This is a genomic window from Planctomycetota bacterium (genome assembly GCA_038746835.1).
Taxonomy (GTDB): Bacteria; Planctomycetota; Phycisphaerae; order Tepidisphaerales; family Tepidisphaeraceae; genus JBCDKH01.
Genome location: JBCDKH010000183.1, coordinates 1 through 7,289, shown reverse-complemented (window position 1 = coordinate 7,289; position 7,289 = coordinate 1). Strand labels below are relative to the sequence as shown.

The following is a 7,289-nucleotide window of genomic DNA, read 5'->3' as shown; positions in this document are numbered from 1 at the left end:
TACGGGAGCACGTCATGACTCACCCTTCCGGACTCCAACTGTTCGTGCTCCTGCTTGCGACGATCTTCGTCGCCCTGCTTTTCATGAAGCGGAAGTGGGCGTGGTCGTACGGCCGGGTCGCGTTGCTGCTGAGCGTGGCGGCGGTGATGTTGCTGCCGTTCGTCTGGTTGATTGCAGCGGCGTTCAAGGACGCGAAGGTCATCAACGAGTACGTCCTCTTCCCGCCGCCCTCGCAGCTAGCCGGCGAGAAGGTTCTGGTCGACGGCGACGTCGTTTCCGCGTCGTCACTCGATCCCGACGCGCTCAACCTTGCACGCGAAGACGACCAAACCTTCGGCACGCTCAACTTCGACAACTTCGACGAACTCTTCAGCGAAAAGCAGACGCTCCAAGGCCCGGTCAGCTTTTGGCGGTACTTCGGCAACAGCCTCTACCTCGCCAGCGTGACGACGATCGCCGCCCTCGTCTTCAGCTCGATGGGCGGATACGCGCTGGCGAAGTACAAGTTCCCCGGCAGCGGCCTGATCCTGACGTTCATGCTCGCGTCGCTGACGATCCCCGGCGTGGTCCTGCTCGCGCCGACCTACCAGATCATCGACAGCATCGGCTGGATGGACACGTACTGGGCCCTAGTCGTCCCGGTGACCGCGTCGGCGTTCGGCATCTTCCTGTTCCGCCAGGCGTTGCTCGGCGTTCCGACGGACCTCGTCGAGGCGGGACGAATCGACGGCTGCGGCGAGTTTCGGATTTACCTCCAACTCGCGATGCCCCTGGTCCGACCGATGACGGGGGCCTTCTGTCTGATCACGTTCCTGGCGACCTGGAACAGCTTCCTTCAGCCCAACATCTTCCTTCAGACGCAAAGCAAACTGACCCTGCCGGTGGTGTTGAACCAGTACATCGGCGAGTACAGCCAGCAGTTTGGCGTCTTCCTCGCCGGCACCCTGATCGCGATCATCCCGCCGGCCGTGCTGTTCCTCGCCCTCCAACGCGAGTTCATCGCCGGCCTCACCAGCGGCGCGGTGAAACAGTGACCGAGGCGTCGCGTGGATCAACTCACTCCGCAGCGCGGCTGGCAGTGTGATCGCTGCATGCAGCCGACCAACTACTTGAGCGATGCCGACATCCTCACGACCCGGCCAACGTTGGACAAAGCCTGAGCGCCCGCCCGCGTTTCCATACGCGAGGCCGCAACCTAAGCGACGGCATTGGCAAGTCAGATTCAGTTAGCTGTGGTCGTCATAGCGACACCTTCAGGCCAGCCGTCCCAGGTCACAGACCACCGAGCGTCGACCTTCTGGGTCAGGTCGAATCGAACCACACCGCGGTGATCGCCAAGTTCAATAAAGATCTCCGCAACACTCGCATCAGCGGGCGAGACACGGCTGCCGTAGAAGGAGAGCGGCACAGGTTGCCCGGGCATCAAGTCATCCCACTCTGGATTCCAAGGAAGAAAGTCAAGTGGGGCGAGCCTCACTCCGGGATATCCGCCCCCACCAATACTACTTTGGCCTTCGGGATCGTAAATGTCGACCCCGAAGCTGACGTAGTAACCCGGTTGCAGACCAAAAGCATCTGAATCCCAGACGGCAGTGCCACCTACCCGAAGCATCACCAGAACCGGACTGCCGTTCTGCTTCGCGAGCGACCCTAGGAATAAAGCTGGCGTCCGGGGGGAAGAGTACCCGCTGAGATCGTTGTACGCTGTCGCGGCGTCAGCGGAACGCTGACTCGCTTGGCCGAACGCTGCCAACGGAACTGGCGTGCTCCGACTCTTGAAGTCAGTCGGAAACGCGTACGACAGCGTGCCGGGAGGAAACCATGTCGTGGCCGGCTTATCGGCGAGTCGGGCAAACTGGATTTGTCTCCACTTGCTTCTCGCAGCCCATTCAAGAGTCGGCCACGCAACGTAAGCGAGAACGAGAAAGGCGGTGGTGAAAACAATCCACCGCCGTCTTCTTCGAGTCCTTCGACGAAGTCTCCGCTCCGTTTCCTGCGCGTTCTCGTAGGAAATTGTCGCGGGCTCTTGGTCCATCGCGACTGCATCCTAGCGAAATTGGAGACGATGAAGAGACTCCGCGTTGGACTCAAAGTCAAACGCGCTTTGTGCGTTCCGCTCTACGCCGTCGCCACTTCTCGCTCGAACTGCTCGTACCCCTCGGCCTCGAGCTGGTCCGCTAGCTCCGGGCCGCCGGTTTGGACGATGCGGCCGTCGATCATGACGTGGACGAAGTCGGGCTTGAGGTATTCCAGCAGCCGCTTGTAGTGGGTGACGACGAGCATGCTCTTCTTGCCGTCGCGGAGCGTGTTGGCACCCTCGGCGACGATCTTGAGGGCGTCGATGTCGAGGCCGGAGTCGGTCTCGTCCATGATGCAGAACTGCGGGTCGCAGACGAGCATCTGGAAGACCTCGTTGCGCTTCTTCTCGCCGCCGCTGAAGCCCTCGTTGACGGCCCGTTGCAGGAAGCTCGGGTCGATCTTGAGCGACTGCTTCTTCTCGCGAACCATCTTGATGAAGTCCGCGGCGGAGAGTTCGGGCTTGCCCTGGTGCTTGCGGATCTCGTTGACGGCCGCCCGGAGGAAGTAGCTTGTCGAGACGCCGGGGATTTCGACCGGGTACTGGAAGGCGATGAACATGCCCTCGCGGGCGCGCTCCTCGGTCGAGAGCTCGAGGAGGTCTTCACCCTTGTACGTAATCGATCCTTCGGTGACCTCGTAGGTCTCTTTTCCCATGAGGACTTGAGACAGCGTGCTCTTGCCGCTGCCGTTCTTGCCCATGATGGCGTGGACTTCGCCCTCGTTCATGGTGAGGTTGACGCCCTTGAGGATGGTCCGGCCGGGGATCTCGGCGTGGAGGTCTTTGATTTCGAGAAGTGGCATGGCAGAAGCTTTCGATGTAGGAGGTCGCGGCCGCTAAACTTTCATTCGGGACAGCTGTTGATCGAGGGCGTCACGTACAAGTGCTGGGAAAGTAGCCATTAGATTCCAAGCTGTTCCGTCGACTATGGGCTTCTTTCCCGTCTCAAGACCGCCTAAGTAGTCGCTTGTGACGTGCGAGATGCGGATCACGATGGATCGCATGTGATCATTGACAGGAGATGCAATGTCAATGTCAAACAAGTGCTTGTATCGTTCCCAAGCCTTTTCAAAATCACTGTACCATCTGGTCACTTCTCCCAATTTCGCGTGCTCGTCGAGTTTAGCTGCATGTACAAAATCGATGCTCTTAATTGTGGCGATATGATTTTTCATTTCCCGCAATTCGGGATAAATTGCTTCATAGCGAAACTTCAGTCGCTGGTGCCGAAGTGCTAGAAGAGCGCTCGCAAAGCCGAAAGCAGCCGACACGAAGGACGAGACAAGTCCTGCTGTAATGATCGTGCTCCACTGCACCCTACCCAACACTCCCTTCCAATGACACCTCAAGTAGCGCCTTCGCCTCCACCGCGAACTCCATCGGCAGCTCGGCGAAGACTTCCTTGCAGAAGCCGTTGACGATCATGTTGACGGCATCATCCAGCTCGATGCCGCGGCTGGCGCAGTAGAAGAGCTGTTCTTCGCCGATCTTGCTCGTGCTGGCCTCGTGTTCGACCTTGGCCGTCTGGTTGCGGACGTCGATGTACGGCTCGGTGTGGGCACCGCACTGGTCGCCGAGGAGCAGGCTGTCGCACTGGGTGAAGTTGCGGGCGTTGTCGGCCTTCTTGTTGACCTGGACGAGGCCGCGGTAGGTGTTGTTGCCGCGCATCGCGCTGATGCCCTTGGAGATGATCGTCGACTTGGTGTCCTTGCCGATGTGGATCATCTTCGTGCCGGTGTCGGCGATCTGCTTCTTGCTCGATACGGCGACGCTGTAGAACTCGCCCTGGCTGCGGTCGCCCTGGAGGATGACGCTGGGGTACTTCCACGTGATGGCGGAGCCGGTTTCGACCTGGGTCCAGCTGATCTTGGCGTCTTCCATTGCTCGGCCACGCTTGGTGACGAAGTTGTAGATGCCGCCTTTGCCGTCGTTGTCGCCGGGGTACCAGTTCTGGACGGTGCTGTACTTGATGTCTGCCCCCTTGAGCGCGACCAGCTCGACGCAGGCGGCATGGAGCTGGTTTTCGTCGCGCATCGGCGCGGTGCAGCCTTCGAGGTAGCTGACCTTCGCCCCTTCGTCGGCGATGATGAGCGTCCGCTCGAACTGGCCGGTGTTCTCCGCGTTGATGCGGAAGTAGGTCGACAGCTCCATCGGGCAATCGACGCCCGGTGGCACGTAGACGAACGACCCATCGGTGAAGACGGCCGAGTTGAGCGTGGCGTAGTAGTTGTCGCGGTATGGAATGACGCTGCCGAGGTACTTCTTGACGAGTTCGGGATGCTCGCGGGCGGCCTCGCCGAAGGACATGAAGATGACGCCCGCCTTGGCGAGTTCCTTCTGGAAGGTCGTCTTGACGCTGACGGAGTCGAATACCGCGTCAACGGCGACGCCGCGACTCGCGGCCGCGTTTGCAGCCGAGTCTGCGTCGGCGCCTTCGACGCCGAGCTTCAGCTTCTGCTCGGCCAGCGGGATGCCGAGCTTGTCGTAGACGGCGAGGATTTCGGGATCGACCTCGTCAAGGCTCTTGTACTTGGACTTCTTCGGGGCCGAGTAGTAACGCGTTGCCTGGTAGTCGATTGGGTCGTAGTGGAGCTTGCCCCAGTGGTGGGGTTCCTCCATCGTCTGCCAGACGCGGAACGCCTTGAGCCGCCACTCGAGGAGCCAATCCGGCTCTTCTTTTTTGGCCGAGATGAAGCGGACAATGTCTTCGTTCAAGCCCAGCGGAGCCTCGTCGGCCTCGATGTCGGAGACGAAACCGTACTTGTACTCCCGGTTGGCTAGGGCATGGATTTCTTCGTCGGTCGTTGGCACGGCTAACGGTATGCGAACGCCGCGCCGGTGGCGGAGCGGCCGGCTTCAATTCCTACTGAAATCTTCGTGGAGACCACGTCTCAAGTCAGCCATCGGCCGCAATGCACCGCGCCAACGGCACAGTCGGCAGAGATCACACCCTCGCGGGATGGACGCCGCAACGGCATCAGCGTCAGCACGAGGACCGCTCCCGCGGCCAGGGGCTCGGGAATCAGCGCGGAGCCGCCGGTGCCCCACCAGGCCAACCCGTACTGCTCGCTCGTGTGCCAGCCACCGGTGACGTCGAAGAGGTCGCCGACGTAGTCGACTTCGATTCGGTAGAAGCCTTCGGCAGGGATCTGGAACGAGAGGTGCTCCACCTCGTTGTACACCGAGATCGACTGCGCGATCGGTAAACCTGTCAGCGTGTCGACGACGCGCAGGTCCAGGTTGGCAAACGCAAAGTCGTCGACGGCATTGACGTTGAACCGCTGTGCCCGCTCGCGGAACCAGTTGAGTGTGACGTTGAACAGACTGCCGGCCGCCAGGGATTGGGCGATCTGGTAGACGTTGGTCCCGCCTTCGTCGAGTTCGGCAAAGTCCCAGCCTGTCACGCCGACGAGCTCGCCGCCGGAAGCATCGAGGTCCACGCCAGCGAGGTCGGCCGTTTCTGCGGTGAAGAACTGGTCGTAGAGGCGGTCGAGGTTCATTCGGCCTGCGCCGGAGTCGTAGTCGAGCGACTGGGTCGTCTCGATGACGCCGCCGACGAGCTGCTGGCCGTTGTCCCACGCCTGGCCGTTGCGGCCGAGTACCTTGTCGGCGGAGTTGAGCATGATCGCCTTGACGACGCGCGCGTCAGCGGCGTCGGCGTTCTGGGAAAGCGTTGCGTCGGCTTTCCTGCCCGAGTGCAGCAAGGCAACACCGCCCGCGACGATCGGCGAGGCGAAGCTCGTGCCGTCGATGAACGGGTTGTAGAAGCTCGGTTGCCCGAAAGCGATCGAGCTGGGGTCGTTCGTGTAGAACGCGGCGTGCAGATCGACGCCGGGCGCCGCGATGTCGACCGGGGCACGGACGCCGGTGACGAATCCGGCGGTCGGGTCCCAATAGTCTTGCGGGCCGTAGCTCGAAAAGCCCGCGACGCGGTCGTAGCCCAGGTCAGGTCGATCAAGCGCGGCAACCGACAGGCTGTTGTAGCCGGAGCCGGCGCTGCCGACGGAGTTGGGCCCGCTGCTGCCCGAGTTGCCGGCCGAGGTGACGAAGGTCGTCGTGGTGCTCGTGTTGGCGTAGCCGTCGAGCCCGATGCCGAAGTAGTCGGCGCTGGCGGCGGTCGATTGGCTGCCGCTGCTGCCCCAAGAGCTGTTGATGACGTCGGCCGTGCCGAAGTAGGCGTCGTAGGCGGTGCGGACGGTGTTCGTGTTGATGCTGAACGAGCCGCCAGAGCCGAACGAGGTCGCGATCGCACCGGACCGCAAGTCGGCGTCGTAGGCGATGCCAGACTGGAGGACGAACGTGTTGCCAGACGCGCCGGGTTGCGCCCGGCCCGCGAGGTGGTGCCCGACGGCTGTGGCGTGGTCGTCGTAGAGGTCGGCCGTTGTGGATCCGGCGGCATCCGGGTGGTGAACAAACTGCGAGACGTGTCCGAGCACGTCGTGGCCGTTCCAAACGTGTCCAGCCTCGACGTTGGCCGCGATCGCACCCTGTCCGGTGATGCCGGCGTTGTAGAAGCGGTTGGCCCCGAGCAGAGTGTTGACGTCCGGACCGTTGAAGTTCTGGCCGGTGTTGCCCATCACGTGCAGCTGCCCGCCGCCCGTTGCGATCTGGGCCGAGGCTCCGCTTGCCACGGTCAATGCCGCGGCAACACCGATCGCCATGTCTCGCAAGCCGCTCTTGAGCATCTGCATCTCTCCTGGACGGAAACAACCACCCACGCGCTCCCCGAGCCCATGACAATTTACCGGACGTCGAGTCAGGTGCAAGATCAAACACAAGCGACGGCGGCAACGAACCGTTGCCGCCGTCGCTGCCATCGTGGCGTTTTCCTGTTCAGGCGGTGAAGCTGCTGCCGCAGCCGCAGGTGCTCGTGGCGTTGGGGTTCTTGAAGACGAAGCCGGTGTGCAGGCCTTCGCCGTGGAAGCCGATCTCAACGCCTTCGAGGTAGAGGAGGCTTCGCTCGTCGCAGACGAGGCGGATGTTCTGGCTTTCCATCAGCTCTTCGCCCTCCTCGGGGCCGTCGTCGAGCTCGACGAGGTCGAGGGTGTACTGGAAGCCGCTGCAGCCGCCGCCCTTGACGCCGACGCGGAGGAAGGTCTTGCTCTCGTCGAGCTCTTGGTCCTTGATGTACTCACGGATCTCGTCAGCGGCCGGCTCGGTGAGGCTGACGGGCGAAGTGGCGGTGTCGAGAGTGGCTGTGGTGCTCATGGTC

At 62.0% G+C, this 7,289-nt stretch carries 6 protein-coding genes; 1 reads left to right on the top strand and 5 read right to left on the bottom strand.

All coding sequences use genetic code 11. The features are described 5' to 3' along the window. Positions 1-1,034 (top strand): carbohydrate ABC transporter permease (locus AAGI46_14235; protein ID MEM1013366.1); only part of this gene is annotated, 1,034 nt, incomplete at its 5' end. 1,084 nt (positions 1,035-2,118) lie between these two features. Here the strand turns inward: AAGI46_14235 and sufC are convergent. From sufC to AAGI46_14210, 5 genes are all read right to left on the bottom strand, one after another. After that, a complete protein-coding gene (sufC, locus tag AAGI46_14230) occupies positions 2,119-2,880 on the bottom strand; it encodes a Fe-S cluster assembly ATPase SufC (GenBank protein MEM1013365.1) in 762 nt (253 codons plus the stop codon). A gap of 33 nt (positions 2,881-2,913) precedes the next feature. Then, positions 2,914-3,393 carry a hypothetical protein gene (locus AAGI46_14225; protein MEM1013364.1) on the bottom strand — a complete coding sequence of 160 codons (480 nt, stop codon included), beginning with the start codon at positions 3,391-3,393 and terminating at the stop codon, positions 2,914-2,916. A 1-nt stretch (position 3,394) separates the two neighbouring features. Next, complete coding sequence (gene sufB / locus AAGI46_14220) at positions 3,395-4,888, bottom strand: Fe-S cluster assembly protein SufB (protein ID MEM1013363.1); 1,494 nt, start codon at positions 4,886-4,888, stop codon at positions 3,395-3,397. Between the two features lie 80 nt (positions 4,889-4,968). Next, positions 4,969-6,768 (bottom strand): S8 family serine peptidase, encoded by a 1,800-nt coding sequence (locus AAGI46_14215; GenBank protein MEM1013362.1) that lies wholly within the window; start codon positions 6,766-6,768, stop codon positions 4,969-4,971. A 142-nt stretch (positions 6,769-6,910) separates the two neighbouring features. Then, positions 6,911-7,289: iron-sulfur cluster assembly accessory protein (locus AAGI46_14210; protein ID MEM1013361.1), on the bottom strand; the 379-nt coding region annotated here is incomplete at its 5' end.